The organism is Nonomuraea sp. NPDC049758, assembly GCF_040674635.1.
Taxonomy (GTDB): domain Bacteria; phylum Actinomycetota; class Actinomycetes; order Streptosporangiales; family Streptosporangiaceae; genus Nonomuraea.
Genome location: NZ_JBFAMZ010000002.1, coordinates 189,061 through 205,718, shown reverse-complemented (window position 1 = coordinate 205,718; position 16,658 = coordinate 189,061). Strand labels below are relative to the sequence as shown.

Sequence of the window (16,658 nt, the reverse complement as noted above, 5' to 3'; positions counted from 1 at the left end):
CGTCTAGCCCATGGATCAGCTCGCGGCATTGCTCGACGGACCGAGAGCGCGGAGCGCCTTCCTGCTCCGGTCCATCCTCGACCCGCCGTGGTCGATGCGCATCCAGGACGAGGCCCCGCTCACGCTGGTGGCCCTGGTGTCCGGTGAGGCGTGGGTGCTGCCGGACAAGGGCGAGCCGGCCCGCCTCGAACCCGGGCAGGTGGCCATCCTGCGGGGGCCGGAGCCGTACGTGGTGGCCGACGCCCCCGGCACCGCGCCGCAGATCGTCATCCACCCCGGCCAGCGCTGCACCACCCCCGACGGCGAGTCGCTGTACCAGTCGATGGACCTCGGCGTGCGCACCTGGGGCAACGACCCGGCGGGCGGCACCGTGCTGATCACCGGCACGTACACGCTGGAGGGCGAGGTCAGCAGGCGCCTGCTCGACGCGCTGCCCCAGCTCCTCGTGCAGCCCGGCGGGCCGGTCATCGCGCTGCTCGGCGCCGAGATCGTCAAGGACGACCCGGGCCAGTCCGCGGTGCTCGACCGGCTGCTCGACCTGCTGCTGATCGCCGTGCTGCGGTCGTGGTTCGCCACGCACGAGGCGCCCGCCTGGTACCGCGCGATGGGCGACCCGATCGTGGGCAGGGCGATGCGGATGTTGCACAACAACCCCGCCCATCCCTGGACGGTCGCCGCCCTCGCCACCGAGGTGGGGGTCTCCAGGGCGGCGCTGGCCAGGCGGTTCACCGACCTGGTGGGGGAGCCGCCGATGTCCTTCCTCACCGACTGGCGGCTCGCGCTCGCCGCCGACCTGCTGCGCGAGCCCGACGCCACGATCGGCTCGGTGGCCAGGAAGGTGGGCTACGGCAGCCCGTTCGCGCTCAGCGCGGCCTTCAAGCGCGTACGCGGCGTCAGCCCCCAGGAGCACCGGGCCGGAGCGGCGAGGTGAAGCCCCTGCTGCTGCTCGACGTCGACGGCGTGCTCAACCCGATGGGCCGCCCGACGCCCGACTTCCGGCGCTACCGCTGCACGATCGGCACCGAGGTCTACACCGTGCACCTCAACCCCCGCCACGGCCGCCGGCTGCTCGACCTGGCCCTGACCACGGGCGCCGAGCTGGTCTGGGCCACCACCTGGGAGCAGCACGCCAACGAGTGGATCTCTCCCAGGATCGGCCTGCCCACGCTCCCGGTCGTCACCATGGGCCCCGAGCGCACCCGTACCGAGCACGGCGAGATGTTCAAGACGCCGCACGTCGCCGCGTACGCCGGGCGGCGGCCGTTCGTGTGGTTCGACGACCAGGTGTGGGCGCAGGACGAGCAGTACCTCAGGGTCGATCAGGGTCTGGAGAATTTCCTGTTGATCCACGTCGATCCCAGACATGGACTGACCAGGGAACATCTGGGCATGGCTCATGAGTGGCTGACCCTTACAGGGTTTTCTCAGGGTCCCTAGCGGGATATCGGCGGCACTGCTGTCCGTTTTACCGGTAGGTCATCACGACACGGAGGAACAGCATGTACCGCTCAAGGGAGCACAGGATTCTGGCCGGCGTCTGCGGCGGGCTCGCCGACAAGATGGGCCTGCCCCCGACCCTCGTCCGCATCCTCTGGCTGCTGCTGTCGCTCATCCCCGGGCCGCTCTGGGTGGTCTACGTCGCCATGTGGATCCTCGTCCCGGAGGAGCCGAGGGGCTACTCCCACTGACACGTCCGCCGGCCCGCCGAACCACCGCGTGAGCGCCGCCTCGGCGGGCTCCGCGCAGGGTTCGGCCCAGGCCACGTAACCGTCGGGCCGCACCAGCCCCACGGTCGCCGGCGCCGGGTCCCGGCCCACGCCGCGCCGGCTGGCCGAGCTCCCGGCGCTCATCAGGCCGCTGACCGAGGCGGGTTTCACCGGCGAGCAGGCGGTCAGGGCGCTGATCGCGTCGGCAGGTTCGCCCTCGGCGCGGCGATCGACGAGCGCGGCCCGGCCGTGCCGCTCGACGCCCGCCCGGTGGAGGACCCCGACGGCGACTTCGAGTTCGGGCTGCGTGCGCTGGTGTCCGGGATGCGTCTTATCCTCGAAGGATGAGGGCAAGGCCGCTGACACTTCTGCAGGACGATCTGGTCGACTACGACACGGCGATGGAGCGCATGACCGACCTCGTCGGGCAGCGCCAGCGGGACGAACGGCCGGACACGCTCTGGCTGCTCAGCCACCCGCCCGTCTACACCGTCGGCCGGCGAACCCCCGCCGAGCACCTGCCCGCCCCCGAGCGCGGCATCCCCGTGCTGGAGACCGGGCGCGGCGGGCAGCTCACCTACCACGGCCCCGGCCAGCTCGTGGGCTATCTCATCGTCAAGCTGGGCGAGGACGAAGGCATCGTCGACTACGTGCGGGAGGTGGAGCTGCGCCTGGTCGAGGCGCTGGGCAAGCTCGGCCTGCCCGCCGAGCGGCGTGACACCCCGCCGGGCTCGGAGCTGCTGACCGGCGTCTGGACGTCCACGACCGGCCGCAAGATCATCTCGATCGGCATGCGCCAGAGCAGGGGGGTCACCAGCCACGGGTTCGCGCTCAACGTCGACGGCGACCTCACGCCCTGGAACTGGGCGGTGGCCTGCGGCATGCCCGACGTGGACATGACCTCGCTCAAGCGCGAGCTGGGCGACATCACCATGCAGGACGTGCGGCCCGCCGTGGCCGCCGCCTTCGAGGCGTCCTGACCGCTCAGCGGGGAGTGGTCAGCCCGGCCACGACCATGTGCTTGAGCAGGTCGTAGCTGTCGTCGAGCAGCTCGGGCAGGCCGAACCCGCCCGACGCCTCCAGCACCGCGAACCCGTGCGCCGTCGCGCGCAGGCAGCGGGCCGCGTGGATCGCGTCGGAGCCTTCCAGCCCGTAGCCGCGCAGCGCCGCGAGCATGATGCCCACCAGGCGCTCGCCCGCCGCCCGCATGCCGGGGTGCGGCTGCTGGATGACCATCGCGTACCGGTGCGGATGGCGGGTGACGTAGGCGCGCCAGGCGTCCATCAGCGCGCCGACGGCCTCGTCGCGGGAACGGCCCAGCACCGCCTGGGCCAGTTCGGCGGAGATCTCGTCGGCGATCCGCACCGACAGCAGCTCGCGCAGCTCGGCCAGGTTGCGCACGTGCTTGTACAGCGACGGCGTCGCGACCCCGGCGCGGGCCGCCAGCGCCGAGAGCGTCAGGGCCTCCGGCCCGTTCTCGTCCACCAGGCACACCGCCAGGTCGACGACCGTGTCCTGGGACAACGCCGCCCTAGGCATGCACGCGCTCCTTGACGAACGACAGCACCTCGGCGGCCACCTGAGCCGGGAACTGGGCGTGCGGGTAGTGGCCCGCGCCCTCGATCATGGCGATCCGGCCGCGCCCGGCGGGCATGGCGGCCACGATGCCCTCCGCCTCGGCGCGCGGGTCGGCCCAGTCGGGGTCGAGCGTGCCCATCACGACCAGGACGTCGCGGGTCAGGTCGGGGAGCCGCGCGCCGGCGTCGGTGGGGGGCACCTGGCCCATCCTGGAGACCACGGCCATCCGGCCGGGCCGGCGCAGGTCGGCTTCGAGCGCCGCGATGTGCTCCGCGTGGTCGGCGGGCTTGACGCCGGGCATGGCGTGGTCGAGGTACTTCTTCCACAGGCCGACGCTGCGCAGGAGCGCCGCGCCGAGCAGCAGCATGGCCCCCTTGCGATGGTGGGCGTTGCGCAGCAGGCCGCCGCCGTCGATCTTCTGCACCCGGGTGAACGGGCCGATCTCCACCACGGCGCTGACCAGCTCGGGCGCCTGCGCGGCGGCGACCGTGACGGCACCGCCCGCGAACGAGTGGCCCACCAGGACCGCCGGGCCGCCCAGGTGGCGGACCAGCGCGAGGAGGTCGCCCGCGACGTCGGTGCGGGTGTAGGAGGGCCAGTCGCGGCTGGACTCGCCGTGGCCGCGCAGGTCGGTGGTCGCCACCCGGAAACCCGCCGCCACCAGCTCGGGCACCAGGAACCTGAACGACTGCCGCCCGACGCCCATGCCGTGCGCCAGCACCATCAGCGGCCCTTCGCCGGTCACGTCGTAGGCGAGCCGGCCACCCTCGACCGCCAGGAACTCCGTCATGTCCAACCCCTCTCGGCTAACTCTTATAGCCATAAAGCTAAAGCCTTTAGCCAAGCGGTGTCAAGCAGCAAAAGGCGGGCACGGCCGGATCGGCCGTGCCCGCCCACAGGGCTGGTCAGGAGATCGGGACCTCGTCGATCGTGCGGCGCGGGCCGGTGAACCAGTGCCTGGCCGACAGGCTCCACCACAACCAGATCCCGATCAGCACGACGCCGACCGCGATCGGCGCGTAGTTGACCGACGTCCAGGTGAAGTCCTTGTTGCCCGGGACGCCGGCCGGGGAGAACGGCATGACGAAGTAGATCGACACGATGACGATCTCGACGCAGGCGATCCAGCCCAGCACCCGGTACTTGCGGCCGAGCGTCCACGGGCCGGGACGGAAGGCGTCGCCCATGCGCAGGCGCAGCCAGATCGGGATGAGGAACGCCAGGTAGAGGCCGATGACCGCGATCGACACGACGGCGTAGAAGGCGACCGGGGTCGTCGAGCCGGCCGGGGCGTACAGGGCGGGCAGGGTGATCAGGGCGGCGATGAGGCAGCCGGCCAGGATCGCGTTGACCGGGGTGCGGTTGCGGTCCACCTTCGACCACAGCCGCCAGCCGGGCACCGCGCCGTCGCGCGAGAACGCGTACGTCATGCGCGACATCGAGGTCACGCAGCTCATCCCGCAGAAGAACTGGCCGATCGTGGAGATCGCGAAGATCGCGGTGGCCAGCGGGGAGGAGAGCGCGGTCTCGAAGATGGCGCCGACGAAGCCGGACTGCTTGTTGATCTCGTCCACGTTGGTCGCGGCGAACAGGAACGCCAGCAGCAGGATCCAGCCGCCGATCGCCGAGTAGAAGATCGACTGCCACAGGCCGCGGGCGGCCGTCCTGGCCGCGCCCTGCGTCTCCTCCGACACGTGGGCGCAGGCGTCGAACCCGGTGATCGTGTACTGGGTGAGCAGGAAGCCGAGCGGGAGCACGTACAGCCAGAAGGGCACGCCGCCGTCGCCGTCGCCGAAGCCGGAGTTGTTGATCGTGCCGCCGAACACGAAGCCGAGCGACTGGTGCTCGGACGGCGCGAACACCAGGATCGCCACGATGACGACCGCGCCCGCGACGTGCCACCACACGCTGATGTTCTGCAGCAGCGAGATGAGCCGGTGGCTGAAGATGTTGATGAGCGCGTGCAGGATGAGGATGATCACGAACAGCAGGAACGCCTGGGGGAGCGTCCCCTCCCACGCGCCGCCGGTGAGGCGGCTGATCGTGATGTTGAGGAACGTGGCGCAGCCGTAGTCGACCGACGCGGTGACCGCGATGAGGCCGATCAGGTTGAGCCAGCCGGTGAACCAGCCGTGGATCGGCTTGCCCATGGTGGCGGCCCACCAGTAGATGCCGCCCGCCGTCGGGAACGCCGAGACCAGCTCCGACATGCAGAAACCGATGATCAGGATGAACGCGGAGATCAGCGGCCAGCCCCACGAGATGGCGATGGGGCCGCCGTTGTTCCAGGCCTGGCCGAAGGTCGTGAAGCAGCCGGCGAGGATCGAGATGATGGAGAAGGAGATCGCGAAGTTGGAGAAGCCGCTCCAGGTCCGGGCCAGCTCCTGCTTGTAGCCGAGCTCGGCGAGTCGCCTGGAATCCTCTTCGAGTGACATGAGGTCTCCCTGGGGGGCGCGGAGGACGCTCTGTTTGGTCTAGGTCTAGACCATTTCTTCCCGAGGGACAAGGCGTGACAGATGAGTTTCGTCGTGGTCAGGAGAGACCGTGTCCCGCCGGGCCGATGTCGAGCACGACCTTCCCCGTGACCGTGCGGTCGAGCTGGGCCGCGGCGGCCTCGTCCAGGCGGTCCCAGGGCACGCGGCGGCCGATCTCGACGGTCAGGTCGCCCGCGGCCACGAGGCCGAGCAGGAAGGCCAGGTCGGGGCCGGGGGAGCCGACGTCGCCGAACGAGTTCATCGAACGGGCGGGGCCGAGGGAGAAGGTCGAGCCGGGCGGGAAGACGGCCGGCTGCCCGCCGGCCCAGCCGATGCTCTGGAGGTTGCCGCCCGGCTTGAGCAGGCCCCAGGCGGCCACCAGGGTCGGGCCGCCGACCAGCTCGATCACAGCGTCCACGGGGGCCACGCCGTCCAGGGCGGTCACGACGTCCACGTCCGGGCCGAGGGCCTTGGCGCGGGCGGCGGAGCTCACCGAGGCGACGACGTGGGCCCCGGCCAGCCTGGCGAGCTGCACGGCCAGCGTCCCGACCGAGCCGGACGCCCCCGTCACGAGCACGCGCGATCCGAGGGAGACACCGGCGGCGCGCAGTGAGCGCAGGGCGGACAGGCCGGACATCGGCAGGGCGGCGGCCACCGCCAGGTCCACCCCGTCGGGCACCACGGCGAGCGAGCCGGTGTCGAACGCCGCCCGCTCCGCCCACGCCCCCGCCCCGAACGCCGCCACCCGCGCGCCCTCGGCCGGGCCCGTGCCGTCCGCGGCGGGCCGCAGCACCACCCCGGCGGCGTCGTAGCCGAGCACGACGCCCTCCGGCAGGCGGTCCATGTGCCGCAGCTCGCTGAAGTTGACCGACGTCCGCCGCACCTCGACGAGTGCCTGCCCGGCCCCCGGAACGGGCTCGGGGACGTCGGCGAGCCGCCCCACGGCCCCCGGGCCGACCACCAGTGCGCGCATACGAGATCCTCCCGCCATCATGCGGACCGGCGGTCCGCTTCGTTGCCGGGATACTATGGGGACCGACAGTCCGCTTGCAAGGAGGGGCCTTGGTGCGATCAGACGCGACCCGCAACCGGGAGGCGATCCTGCGGGCCGCCGAAGAGCTCCTGGACGCCCACGGCGCCGAGCACATCTCGCTCGACCGGGTGGCCGCGGCGGCCGGGGTGGGCAAGGGCACGCTGTTCCGCCGCTTCGGCAGCAGGACCGGCCTGTTCCAGGAACTGCTGGCCGAGCGCGCCGCCGCCCTGGCCGAGGCCATCGAGACGCCCGGCTCGCCGCTCGGGCCGGGGGCGCCGCCGCGGGAGCGGCTGCTCGCGTTCCTGGACGAGCTGGCCGGGCTGGCCGAGCGCAACCTGGCGCTGTTCGCCGCGCACGAACGGGCCTGCGCGGCCGACAAATACCGCGACCCCACCTACCTGCGGTGGCACGCCCACGTGACGGGGCTGGTCGCGGCGGCGGCGCCGGGGCTCGACGCCGAGTTCGCCGCCCACACGCTGCTGGCCTCCTTCGACGCCGACCTCGCCCGGCACGTGATGGCCGACGGCGGCGCCGACCGCCTCAGGGCCTCGGTGCGCGGCGTCGCCGAGGCCCTCCTGCACGCCTGAGGCCGCCGAAGAAGGGGCGGCCTCGGACCGGCTCGGGCCGGTATGCCGGGCTAGGCCGAGAAGGCGTCCGTGGCGGCCTGGCAGAAGGCCTTGAGGTCGTCCGGTTTGCGGCTGGTGACCAGGGTGTTCGGGCCGTCCGTGCAGACCATGACCTCCTGGTCCTTCCAGGTGGCGCCGGCGTTGCGCAGGTCGGTCTGCAGGCTCGGCCAGGACGTGAGCGTACGCCCGCGCACGACGTCCGCCTCGACCAGCGTCCAGGGGGCGTGGCAGATGGCGGCCACCGGCTTGCCGGCGTCGAAGAAGGCGCGCGCGAACCGGACCGCCTGCGGCACCGTGCGCAGGAAGTCGGGGTTGGCGACGCCCCCGGGGAGCAGCAGGGCGTCGAAGTCGCCGGGGTCGGCGTCGTCCACCGTGGCGTCCACGGTGAAGGTGTCGGCCTTGTCCAGATGGTTGAACGCCTGGATCTTCCCGGAGGACGTGGAGACCAGCCGGGGTGTGCCGCCCGCCTGTTTGACCGCCTTCCACGGCTCGGTGAGCTCCACCTGCTCGACCCCTTCGGGAGCGACCAGGAACGCGATGGTCTTGCCGTTCAACATGACTGTCCCTTCGTTTTCCCCTCCCCTATCCGGACGCCGGGGAAGTATGCGCTTCTACCCCCCAGGGGTATAGAGTGAGCCGCGAAGCCGAGAGAAGGGGAGTTCGGGCATGGTGATCACCGCGTACCAGGTCGAGGGCATGACCTGTGGCCACTGCGTCAGCTCGGTGCGGGCCGAGGTCGGCAAGGTCGACGGGGTCCAGGCGGTCGAGGTCGACCTCGCGGCCAAGGAGATGGTCGTGACCAGCAGCGCGCCGATCGACCAGGCCGTCATCGAGTCGGCCGTCGTCGAGGCCGGCTACGAGCTGGGCGGCGGCCGCGAGCTGCTGCCGCAGGCCGGGTCGTGCTGCGGCTCGGGCGGCTGCCACTGACCTCTCAGGGGGATCGGCGCCGGGCCCACAGGGTGTGCGCGGCGCACGCGGCGGCCGCGCCGACGGCGTACCAGAGCAGGTCGGGCGGGTTGAAGGTGCTGCCCAGCAGCGGCCGCAGGACTGCCGGGATCTCACCGAGCTGGGCGAACTCGATCGCCCAGCTCAGCCCGCCCGACGCGGCCGCGGCGACCCACGGCCGCACCCGCGGCAGCGCCAGCACGACGAGCGCGTAGATCAGTACGGTGTAGAGCGCGTCACCCGCGCATTTGGGCACGGGCCCGTCCCACAACACCCGGACGCCGAGCCCCGCCACGACGGTCGCGACGGCGGCGAGGAGAACGGGCAGGCGGGGCACCCGATCACGGTAGTGCCAAGCCTACTGAAAATTTACACCGCAAAAGGAAACGAGAATGAAACAATTTTCCGCCACTCGTTGACACGCGGTCTCCGTATGGTGTGCCTTCATCTACACAGGAATCCCCCGCCTGAAGGTGAGGCATCATGAGGAAATGGTTCGCACGCCTGGCTGTGCTGGGCGTAGCGCTGTTAGTGGCCGGCCAAGGCGCCACGGCGGCCCAGGCCCAGGAACCTGCGGCGGGGAAGAAGATCCTACGCGTCGGCGCCACCCAGGCGATGGACCACATGAACCCGTTCCTGGCGGTCCGGCTGGTCTCCACCGCGATCCAGCGCACGATGTACGGCTTCCTCACCGTCCCTGACTCCAAGACGCTCCAGCCCAGCCCCGACCTGGCCGAGTCGTGGACGACGTCCGACGACGGGCTCACCTGGACGTTCAAGATCCGTAACACCAAGTGGTCCGACGGCCAGCCGGTCACGGCCGAGGACGCCGCCTGGACGTTCAACAAGATGATGACGGACGAGGCGGCCAAGACGGCCAACGGCCCCGCCGTCGAGAACTTCGAGAGTGTCACCGCCAACGGCCAGGACTTGATCATCAAGACCAAGGCCCCGCAGGCGTCCATGTTGGAGAACCCGGTCCCGATCATGCCCAAGCATGTGTGGGAGAAGGTCACCGACATGGCCAACTACGAAGGGGACACGTACCCGACCGTGGGCAGCGGTCCGTACATCGCGGTCGAGCACAAGAAGGACCAGTACGTCAAGCTGCAGGCCAACCCCAACTACTGGCGGGGCAAGCCGAAGGTCGACGAGCTGCAGTTCATCTTCTACGACAACCCGCAGGCCGCCATCGCGGGGCTCAAGAAGGGCGACATCGACCTGCTCGGCCGCATGACGCCGCCGGAGTTCCAGGCCATCGAGAACGACCCGAACATCGAGGCGTGGAACACCCAGGGCCGCCGGGCCGCGTACCTGCAGATCAACCACGGCGCCACCACCACCGACAGCAAGCCCATCGGTGACGGCCACCCGGCGCTGAAGGACCCGAAGGTCCGCCAGGCGATCCACTTCGCCATCGACAAGCAGAAGCTGGTCGATGAGGTGCAGGGCGGCCTGGCCAAGCCGGCCGACGGCTCGATCATCCCGCCCATGTACAAGGACTTCTTCTGGGAGGCCACGGGTGAGGAGAAGGTCACCTACGACGTGGCCAAGGCGAACAAGATCCTCGACGACGCCGGCTACAAGAAGGGCGCCGACGGCGTCCGCACGATGCCCGACGGCAAGCGCAAGCTGGAGTTCCGCTTCAGCATCCACACCGACGCCCCGATCGAGGACAAGCTCGCGGAGTACCTGACCGGCTTCTTCAAGGAGATCGGCGTCACGCTGACCACCCAGAAGCTGGACTCCAGCAAGTTCACCGAGGAGACCGGCGTCACGGCGCTGTTCGACATCGCGATCAGCGGCTGGTCGGTCAACCCCGACCCCGAGGAGATCCTGGCCACCCACCTGTGCAGCCGCAGGCCGGCGCCGGGCGGCGAGGGCGGCGGCACCGAGTCGTTCTACTGCGACCCGACCTTCGAGAAGCTCTACCAGGAGCAGCTCAAGGAGCTCGACCGGCCCAAGCGCGCCGAGCTCATCAAGCAGATGGAGCAGCGGCTCTACACCGACGCCCCCGTGATCGCGATCTACTACCCCAACGACCTTGAGGGTTACCGCAAGGACCGGATCACCAGCATCACCCCGATCCCCGAGGACAAGGGCCTGCTGTACGGCGGCAGCGGCTACTGGCCGTTCTACACGGCCGACGTCAAGGCGACCGCGGCGGGCGGCTCCGGCGCGGGCGGCGACTCCGGCTCCAACACCGGTCTCATCGTCGGCGTGGTCGGCGGCGTGGTGGTCATCGGCCTCGTGGCCTTCTTCCTGACCAGGCGGCGCAAGAGCGCCGCGGACGAGCGCGAATGACCACACCGCTCGAAGCAGCAGAGCCCGCCGCCGTCCAGGCGGCGGGCCCTGGTGAGGACCGCCCCGCCCGCCGCGGCACGCTGAAGTACGCGTTGTCGAAGGCCGGCGGGGCGCTGTTCAGCATCGCCGCGGTGATCGTCGGGACGTTCTTCGTCTTCCGCCTGCTGCCCGGCGATCCGGTGCGGAACCTGGCGCAGGGCCGCAACATGACCCCGGCGCAGCTCGACATGGAACGTCACCGGCTCGGTCTCGACAAGCCGGTGCTCGAACAGTTCTTCGACTTCGTCGGCAAGACGCTCAGGCTCGACCTGGGCACGTCGTACGAGTACAAGCGGCCGGTGCTCGACCTCATCGGCGAGCGCATCGGCCCGACGCTGCTGCTGGCCGGGACCGGTCTGGTCATCGCGGTCAGCCTGGGCATCTGGCAGGGCACCAGGGCCGGATGGCGGCGGGGGAGCCGGTTCGACCGCTTCTCCACCGGTCTGTCGCTGGTGTTGTGGTCGGTGCCGACGTTCTGGCTCGGCCTGCTGCTGATGATGGTGCTCGGCGTGGGCATCGGCCCGATCCCGGGCATCCTGCCCTTCCGCGGCATCGAGAGCGTCGACGCGCCCGACGGGTTCGCCTACGTGCTCGACGTGGCCTCGCACATGGTGCTGCCGTGCCTGACCCTGGTGGCGGTGATCTACGCCCAGTACCTGCTGGTCATGCGGTCGTCGTTGCTGGAGGAGGTCAGCCAGGACTACGTCACCGTGGCCCGCGCCAAGGGCCTGCGCGACGACGAGGTACGCCGCCGCCACGCGGTGCCCAACGCCCTGCTGCCCACGGTGACGCTGGTCTTCATGCGCATCGGCTTCGTGGTCGGCGGCGCGGTCACCGTGGAGACGATCTACACCTGGCCGGGCCTCGGGCAGCTGTTCTACCGGGCGGTCCGGGTCCCCGACTTCACGCTCATGCAGGGCACGTTCATGCTCATCACCGTGGCCGTGATCCTCATGAACACGCTGGCCGACCTGCTCTACCACGTTCTCGACCCGAGGGTGAGGTCGGCATGACGAGTGTCGCTGCCACGCGCAGGCGGCAGGCGCTGACCAACTTCTGGACCGACTTCCGCAAGCACCGCGCCGGGGTGGCCGGGATGGTCGTCCTGCTGGTGGCCGTGGTGCTCGCGCTGGTCGCGCCGCTGTTCATCGACGAGGGCGTGACGAGCGTCATCGACGCGCCGGGCGAGAAGTTCCAAGCCCCCGGCCTGGACTTCCCCTTCGGCACCGACGAGTCGGGCCGGTCGATCCTGCTGATGATCTGGTGGGGCTCGCGCGCCTCGCTGCTCATCGGCTTCCTCGCCGCGCTGCTCAGCATTGTGATCGGCATGGTCATCGGCATCGCCGCCGGGCACTTCGGCGGCTGGCTCGGCGGCGCGCTGATGCGGGTCACCGACTGGTTCCTGGTGCTGCCCTCGCTGGTGACCGCGCTGGTGCTGGCGGCCATCCTCGGCGGCAGCACGTTCACCATCATCATGGCGATCGGGGTCACCACCTGGCCGTCCACGGCCCGGCTGATCAGGGCGCAGACCTTCGCCGTCGAGGCCCGGCCCTACATCGAACGCTCCAAGGCGCTCGGCGGCGGCCACTGGCACATCACCACCCGGCACGTGCTGCCCAACGTGGCGCCGCTGCTGCTGGCCAGCACGACGCTGGAGGTGGCCAGCGCGATCGTCACCGAGTCCACACTGGCCTTCCTCGGCGCCAGCGCGAACAAGACGTCGTGGGGCACCATGCTGCGCGGCTCCTACGACTACGGCGCGGCCAACGAGGGCGCGTGGTGGTACATCATCCTCCCCGGTCTGGCCATCCTCGTGGTCGTCATGGCGTTCACCCTCGTCGGACGGGCGCTGGAGGCCGTGCTGAACCCAAGGCTCAGGAGGGCGGCATGAGTCTCCTCGAACTGGACGACCTGTCGGTGACCTACCGCATCGCGTCGGGCGAGGTGCCCGCGGTGCGCGGCGTGTCGCTGACCCTCGACCCCGGAGCGGCGCTCGGAGTCGCCGGCGAGTCGGGATCCGGCAAGTCGACGCTGGCCATGGCGCTGCTCAGGCTCCTGCCCAAGAGCACGCGCGTCGGCGGCCGGATCCTGCTCGACGGCGACGACGTCCTCGCCATGAAGTGGGGGCGCATGCGGGCCGTGCGCTGGGCCGAGGCCTCGATCGTGTTCCAGGGCGCCCAGCACGGACTCAACCCCGTGCGCCGGATCGGCGAGCAGATCGCCGAACCGCTGCTCGTCCACGGCCTGGCCAAGCCGGACGGTGCCCGCAAGCGCGTCGGCGAGCTGCTCGAACAGGTCGGCCTGCCCGCCTGGCGGGCCCGCAGCTACCCGCACGAGCTGTCCGGCGGTCAGCGGCAGCGCGTGATGATCGCGATGGCGCTGGCCTGCTCGCCCCGCCTGATCATCGCCGACGAGCCGACCACCGCGCTCGACGTGATGGTCCAGGCGCAGGTCCTGACGCTGATCAAGGAGCTGATCGCCGAGCACGGCATCTCCCTGATCATGATCTCGCACGACCTGTCGGTCCTGGCCGACGTCTGCGACCAGCTGGCGGTCATGTACGCCGGCCGGGTGGTCGAGCACGGCCCGTCCCGCGAGGTGTTCCACGACGCCCGCCACCCCTACGGCCGGGCGCTGGCGGCGGCCTTCCCCACCGTGGGCGACCCGGTCTCGCGACTGGCCCCCAAGGGGCTCGGCGGCGACCCGCCGGACCCGATGCAGCTCCCGACCGGCTGCTCGTTCCACCCGCGCTGCCCGGTCGCGCTGGACGAATGCGCGGGCCTCGACGTCGAGCTGTGGCCCGCCGGTCCCCGCCACGCCGCGGCCTGCGTGCACGTACGCTCCAAGGAGGAGGTCGAGGCTTCATGACCGAGACGCAGACCGCGGCCGAGACCGTCTCGACGGGCAAGGGCGCGCTGCTGGAGGCCCGTGACCTGCACGTCGCGTTCTCCTCGCGGGGCCGCAGCGCCCGCGCCGTCGACGGCGTCAACCTGGCGATCGGCCAGGGCGAGATCGTGGCCCTGGTCGGCGAGTCGGGCTGCGGCAAGACCACGCTGGCCCGCACGCTGCTCGGCCTCGAACGGCCCACGTCCGGCGAGGTCCGCTACGACGGCGACGCGCTGAACTACGGCTCCAAGGCGCTCAGGTCCTACCGCCGCCAGGTCCAGCTCGTCCTGCAGGACCCGATGGGCTCGCTCAACCCCCGCCAGACCGTCTACGAGGCGGTCGCCGAGGGGCCGCGCATCCACGGCCTGCCCGACGAGGAGGAGATCGTGGCCTCGGCCCTGTCCAGGGCCGGGCTGCGACCGCCCGAGCGGTTCTTCCTGCGTTACCCGCACGAGCTGTCCGGCGGGCAGCGGCAGCGGGTCGTGATCGCCGGCGCGCTCGCCCTCGACCCGAAGGTGCTGATCGCCGACGAGCCCGTGGCCTCGCTCGACGCCTCCGTGCGCGGCGAGATCCTGGCGCTGATGCTCAAGCTCAAGACCGACCTCGGCCTGTCGGCCCTGGTCGTCACCCACGACCTCGGCCTGGCCTGGAACATCGCCGACCGGGTCGCGGTCATGTACCTGGGGCGGATCGTCGAGTCGGGGCCGGTGGAGCAGGTGCTGACGGCGCCGCGGCATCCGTACACGCAGGCGCTGATGTCGGTGTTGCCGGAGTCGCCCGAGCGGATCGTGCTGACCGGCGAGCCGCCGGACCCGACCAGAGTGCCGGGTGGCTGCCGGTTCCATCCCCGCTGCCACGTGCTGGCCTCCGGCCGCGCGGCGGAGGCGGGCGTGGACGCGGCCTGCCGGTCGCAGGCGCTGAGCATCCTGCCCGCGGTCCCCGACGCCCAGGCCGCCTGTCACTACGCGGCGGTCACCGGGTAGCTCACCCGCGGAACGCGTCGGCGTGCTCGCGCGCCCACTCGGCGAAGTCACGCGCGTCCCGGCCGGTGATCTCCCGGACGGTCGGGACGACCGTGTAGCCGACCTCCGGCGTGTTGCCCAGCGCGCCGACCAGGAACTCGATGGTCTGCTCGCCCATGCCGTCGGCGCGCCACTTGGCCCGCGCCTCGTCCACGGTGAGCTCGACGAACCCGACGTCCCTGCCGACGGCCTCGGCCAGGACGGCGACCTTCTCCCGCAGGGTGATCGCGCGGGGGCCGGTCAGCACGTACGTCCGGCCGCCGTGGCCGCCCTCGGCCAGGACCTTCGCGGCCACCGCGGCGATGTCCCGCTCGTGCACCAGGGCGCTCAGCCGGTCGCCGAACGGCTCCTTGATGACGCCTTCCGTCCTGATCGTGTGCGCCCACCACTGGAGCGTGTTGGCCATGAACTCGACCGGGTGGAGCAGCGTCCACTCCAGGTCGGTGGCGGCGAGCGCCTGCTCCAGCTCGCCGTCCTCGCGGCCGCCGAGCACGGTGACCCGGCGCACGCCCGCCTTGACGGCCAGCTCGGCGAGCCCGGCGCCGTCGGGCAGCGGGGCGTAGTCGTCGCCGGCGAAGTTGATGAAGTGCACTGCGGTGACGCCCTCGAAGGCGGCGGCCAGGGAGGCCGGCTCGGCGAGATCGCCGCCGACGACCTCGACGCCGTCGGGAAGGGCGGCCTTGGCGGGGTTCCTGGTCAGCGCGCGGACCTGCCGGCCGGCCTGGAGGAGCTCCTCGACGACAAGGCGGCCGACGGTCCCGGTGGCACCGGTGACGAGGATGGTCATGTGAACCCCACTTCTTTCGGAACGGAACGTTCTGCTCTTAGTATAGCAGAACGGAACGCTTCATTCCGAGTAGTCCTTGAGCCGGATCGCCACGGCCGCCCGGTGGATCGCCCCGGCGATCCGCTCGACGACCTTCTCCTTGCCCGGCAGGTACGGCAGCAGCCTGAGCATCCTGAGCTGGAACCACAGCGCCAGCCGTGAGCCCATCACCATGCCCCTGACGTTCACCGGGCCCAGCTCCTGGTTGACCCGGACGAACTCCCGCATCTCCCGCTCGTAGCCCGCCGCGCCGCCGCCTCCGGCCAGCTCGCCCGCCAGCACGTACGCGCCCACGATCGCCAGGCTCGTGCCCTGCCCGGAGGCCGGCGAGGCGCAGTAGGCGGCGTCCCCGAGCAGCACGACCCGGCCCTTCGACCAGCTGTCCATGTGCACCTGGCTGACCGAGTCGAAGTAGAAGTCGTCGGCGTCGCGCACCGCGCCGAGCAGCGCCGGCACCTCCCACTCGACTCCCGCCATGGCCTCGGCCAGCAGGTCCTTCTGGCGGCCGGTGTCGCGGTGGTCGTAGGACAGCGGCTGGGAGGCCCACATGAACAGCGCCTTGGCGGCGCCGTCCTGGCGGGTGCTGTACACGTTGGCGGTGCGGCCGGGGGCGGCGTGCACGGCCTCCTCGCGGTCCAGGCCCAGGGTGTTGGGCACGGTGGAGATCGAGACGTAGTAGCCCAGGTCGCGGACGAACCGAGCGTCCTCCCCGAACACGATCCTGCGGATGTTGGAGCGCATGCCGTCCGCGCCGACGATCAGGTCGAACCGGCGGGGCGCGGCGTGCTCGAAGGTGACCAGGCCGTCGTCGGAGACGGCGGTGACGGAGTCGCCGAAGAGGTATTCGGCGTCGTCGCGGGTGAGGTCGTACAGGAGCTCGTTGAGGTCGCCGCGCATGATCTCGACGTCGTCGCCCTCGCGCCCGCCGAACAGGTCGGCGTCCATGGTGGCCAGCCGGCGGCCCTTGCGGTCGTAGTGGGTGGCGACGCGCATGCCGGTGCTGCGGGCGGTGACCGCGTCCAGCAGGCCCATGCGCTCGATCACATCGAGGGCGGCGCCGCGGATGTCGACCTTGTAGCCGCCGGTGCGGACGGCCGGAGCGCGCTCGACGACGGTGACGGTGCAGCCGTGGCGGCGCAGCCAGTAGGCCAGCGAGGTGCCGGCGATGCTCGCGCCGGAGATCAGGACGTTCTTCATGCCGAGAACAGTACAGCTGTCT

19 protein-coding genes and 1 pseudogene are annotated in these 16,658 nt (G+C 71.1%); 11 read left to right on the top strand and 9 right to left on the bottom strand.

Annotation, left to right across the window (positions count from 1 at the left end; genetic code table 11):
• Nucleotides 1–10: 10 nt before the first annotated feature.
• The 3 genes from AB0J46_RS05335 (at nt 11) to AB0J46_RS05325 (ending at nt 1,688) form a co-directional block, all read left to right on the top strand.
• Nucleotides 11–931 carry an AraC family transcriptional regulator gene (locus tag AB0J46_RS05335; RefSeq protein WP_364326725.1) on the top strand — a complete coding sequence of 307 codons (921 nt, stop codon included), beginning with the start codon at nt 11–13 and terminating at the stop codon, nt 929–931.
• On the top strand, nt 928–1,437 hold the full coding sequence (locus tag AB0J46_RS05330; protein ID WP_358289653.1) for an HAD domain-containing protein: 510 nt from the start codon (nt 928–930) through the stop codon (nt 1,435–1,437). Before AB0J46_RS05335 ends, AB0J46_RS05330 begins: the two co-directional genes overlap by 4 nt.
• 62 nt (nt 1,438–1,499) lie before the next feature.
• Nucleotides 1,500–1,688: a PspC domain-containing protein gene (locus AB0J46_RS05325; protein ID WP_352325923.1), complete on the top strand. Its 189-nt coding sequence runs from the start codon at nt 1,500–1,502 to the stop codon at nt 1,686–1,688.
• Nucleotides 1,689–1,709: 21 nt separating this feature from the next.
• On the opposite strand, the pseudogene AB0J46_RS05320 reads toward AB0J46_RS05325, so the two are convergent.
• Nucleotides 1,710–2,072, bottom strand: a pseudogene (locus AB0J46_RS05320) (hypothetical protein); the annotation flags it as partial.
• Here AB0J46_RS05320 and lipB point away from each other — a divergent pair.
• Complete coding sequence (lipB, locus tag AB0J46_RS05315; RefSeq protein ID WP_364326721.1) at nt 2,051–2,686, top strand: lipoyl(octanoyl) transferase LipB; 636 nt, start codon at nt 2,051–2,053, stop codon at nt 2,684–2,686. The pseudogene AB0J46_RS05320 and the gene lipB sit on opposite strands and share 22 nt — an antisense overlap.
• A gap of 4 nt (nt 2,687–2,690) precedes the next feature.
• On the opposite strand, the gene AB0J46_RS05310 is transcribed toward lipB, so the two are convergent.
• The 4 genes from AB0J46_RS05310 to AB0J46_RS05295 all read right to left on the bottom strand — a co-directional run bounded on the left by AB0J46_RS05310 (nt 2,691) and on the right by AB0J46_RS05295 (nt 6,731).
• Nucleotides 2,691–3,245 carry a TetR/AcrR family transcriptional regulator gene (locus AB0J46_RS05310; protein ID WP_364326718.1) on the bottom strand — a complete coding sequence of 185 codons (555 nt, stop codon included), beginning with the start codon at nt 3,243–3,245 and terminating at the stop codon, nt 2,691–2,693.
• Entirely contained in the window at nt 3,238–4,074 is an 837-nt protein-coding gene (locus tag AB0J46_RS05305; protein ID WP_364326715.1) for an alpha/beta hydrolase, read from the bottom strand. Before AB0J46_RS05305 ends, AB0J46_RS05310 begins: the two co-directional genes overlap by 8 nt.
• A gap of 115 nt (nt 4,075–4,189) precedes the next feature.
• The gene (locus AB0J46_RS05300) at nt 4,190–5,719 is read right to left on the bottom strand and encodes an amino acid permease (protein WP_357994329.1); all 1,530 of its coding nucleotides are present in this window, start codon (nt 5,717–5,719) and stop codon (nt 4,190–4,192) included.
• A 97-nt stretch (nt 5,720–5,816) separates the two neighbouring features.
• Nucleotides 5,817–6,731, bottom strand: a complete 915-nt coding sequence (locus AB0J46_RS05295; RefSeq protein WP_364326712.1) for a zinc-binding dehydrogenase — start codon at nt 6,729–6,731, stop codon at nt 5,817–5,819.
• A gap of 92 nt (nt 6,732–6,823) precedes the next feature.
• On the opposite strand from AB0J46_RS05295, the gene AB0J46_RS05290 reads away from it, so the two are divergent.
• The gene (locus AB0J46_RS05290; RefSeq protein ID WP_364326709.1) at nt 6,824–7,378 is read left to right on the top strand and encodes a helix-turn-helix domain-containing protein; all 555 of its coding nucleotides are present in this window, start codon (nt 6,824–6,826) and stop codon (nt 7,376–7,378) included.
• A 50-nt stretch (nt 7,379–7,428) separates the two neighbouring features.
• On the opposite strand, the gene AB0J46_RS05285 is transcribed toward AB0J46_RS05290, so the two are convergent.
• Nucleotides 7,429–7,974, bottom strand: a complete 546-nt coding sequence (locus AB0J46_RS05285; protein ID WP_364326706.1) for a type 1 glutamine amidotransferase domain-containing protein — start codon at nt 7,972–7,974, stop codon at nt 7,429–7,431.
• 109 nt (nt 7,975–8,083) lie between these two features.
• Here AB0J46_RS05285 and AB0J46_RS05280 point away from each other — a divergent pair, with 109 nt between their 5' ends.
• Complete coding sequence (locus AB0J46_RS05280) at nt 8,084–8,344, top strand: heavy-metal-associated domain-containing protein (protein WP_352325934.1); 261 nt, start codon at nt 8,084–8,086, stop codon at nt 8,342–8,344.
• A gap of 4 nt (nt 8,345–8,348) precedes the next feature.
• Here the strand turns inward: AB0J46_RS05280 and AB0J46_RS05275 are convergent, their stop codons facing one another.
• Entirely contained in the window at nt 8,349–8,699 is a 351-nt protein-coding gene (locus AB0J46_RS05275; protein ID WP_364326702.1) for a DUF2809 domain-containing protein, read from the bottom strand.
• A gap of 146 nt (nt 8,700–8,845) precedes the next feature.
• Between AB0J46_RS05275 and AB0J46_RS05270 the strand changes: the two genes are divergently transcribed.
• From AB0J46_RS05270 to AB0J46_RS05250, 5 genes are read left to right on the top strand one after another with little or no spacing between them, the layout of a single operon-like run.
• The gene (locus AB0J46_RS05270; RefSeq protein WP_364326699.1) at nt 8,846–10,666 is read left to right on the top strand and encodes an ABC transporter substrate-binding protein; all 1,821 of its coding nucleotides are present in this window, start codon (nt 8,846–8,848) and stop codon (nt 10,664–10,666) included.
• Nucleotides 10,663–11,718 (top strand): ABC transporter permease, encoded by a 1,056-nt coding sequence (locus AB0J46_RS05265; RefSeq protein WP_364326696.1) that lies wholly within the window; start codon nt 10,663–10,665, stop codon nt 11,716–11,718. The genes AB0J46_RS05270 and AB0J46_RS05265 overlap by 4 nt, the downstream gene beginning before the upstream one ends.
• Nucleotides 11,715–12,596: an ABC transporter permease gene (locus tag AB0J46_RS05260; protein WP_364326693.1), complete on the top strand. Its 882-nt coding sequence runs from the start codon at nt 11,715–11,717 to the stop codon at nt 12,594–12,596. Before AB0J46_RS05265 ends, AB0J46_RS05260 begins: the two co-directional genes overlap by 4 nt.
• Complete coding sequence (locus tag AB0J46_RS05255) at nt 12,593–13,573, top strand: ABC transporter ATP-binding protein (RefSeq protein WP_364326690.1); 981 nt, start codon at nt 12,593–12,595, stop codon at nt 13,571–13,573. Before AB0J46_RS05260 ends, AB0J46_RS05255 begins: the two co-directional genes overlap by 4 nt.
• Complete coding sequence (locus AB0J46_RS05250) at nt 13,570–14,574, top strand: ABC transporter ATP-binding protein (RefSeq protein ID WP_364326687.1); 1,005 nt, start codon at nt 13,570–13,572, stop codon at nt 14,572–14,574. Before AB0J46_RS05255 ends, AB0J46_RS05250 begins: the two co-directional genes overlap by 4 nt.
• A 1-nt stretch (nt 14,575) precedes the next feature.
• Here the strand turns inward: AB0J46_RS05250 and AB0J46_RS05245 are convergent, their stop codons facing one another.
• Both AB0J46_RS05245 and AB0J46_RS05240 read right to left on the bottom strand, forming a co-directional pair.
• A complete protein-coding gene (locus AB0J46_RS05245; RefSeq protein ID WP_364326685.1) occupies nt 14,576–15,400 on the bottom strand; it encodes an NAD(P)H-binding protein in 825 nt (274 codons plus the stop codon).
• 60 nt (nt 15,401–15,460) lie between these two features.
• Nucleotides 15,461–16,636 (bottom strand): FAD-dependent monooxygenase, encoded by a 1,176-nt coding sequence (locus AB0J46_RS05240; protein WP_364326682.1) that lies wholly within the window; start codon nt 16,634–16,636, stop codon nt 15,461–15,463.
• Between the last annotated feature and the right edge of the window lie 22 nt (nt 16,637–16,658).